We start from the raw sequence: 777 nt of genomic DNA, 5'->3' as shown, positions 1-777 counted from the left end.
ATGCAAGGTCATGCGGCCGCCAATCTCATGCCCGTAATTGCCTCTAACCGTATCGGTTCAGAGACGATAACGCAAAAAGGCACTGATAGCATCATGTCATTCTACGGTAGCTCGTTTATTACTGATGGGCGCGGCGAGATTATTAAAGAAGCGTCAGCGGATAAACCTGAGATCATAAGTGCCAGTTTTGATCTGGATAAGCTTGCCCGTGATCGTCAGCAATGGGGCGTGTTTCGCGACCGCCGTCCCTCCATGTATGGCACTTTACTGACTCACGGCTAATCCGCGATTACCTCCAAAAGCTTATTAACCCAATAGCCTATTTACAAAGGTGGTTTATATGTCGACATCCAATAAACAAAGACAAGAGCCCTTATCTAAAAGTTTAATCTTGAATTCTACTCCAGTCGCAGACGGCTTTTACATGCCAGCTGAGTTTGAGCCTATAGACAAGGTTTGGATGGTCTGGCCGCACCGGGCGGATAATTGGCGTGATAATGCGGTCCCTGCCAAAGCCGCTTATAGAGCAGTAGCATTGGCAATTGAGCCATTTTGCGCGGTTGCCGTGCTCGTCAATCCTATAGATTATCAAGAGTGCCGTGATAGCTTGCCTGAGAATATCGAAGTCATCGCCATGCTAAGTGATGATGCGTGGGCGCGTGACATTGTTCCGACGTTTTTGATTAACCATAACCGCGAGCTGCGCGCTTGTGATTGGGTATTTAATGCGTGGGGCGGCAACGTTGATGGTCTGTACGCGCCTTGGGACAATGACGA

2 protein-coding genes are annotated in these 777 nt (G+C 48.6%); both read left to right on the top strand.

Features of this window, described 5'->3' with window-relative positions; translation table 11 throughout:
* The coding region (locus tag ACTXGO_RS16530; protein ID WP_443575108.1) for a nitrilase-related carbon-nitrogen hydrolase at positions 1 to 282 on the top strand (282 nt) is incomplete at its 5' end.
* A 58-nt stretch (positions 283 to 340) separates the two neighbouring features.
* Positions 341 to 777: agmatine deiminase family protein (locus ACTXGO_RS16525; RefSeq protein ID WP_443575107.1), on the top strand; the 437-nt coding region annotated here is incomplete at its 3' end.

The sequence above is a fragment of the Psychrobacter sp. T6-1 genome (assembly GCF_052258445.1).
The sequence above is the reverse complement of the archived record's forward strand: the minus strand, read 5'-3'. Positions and strand labels throughout refer to the sequence as shown.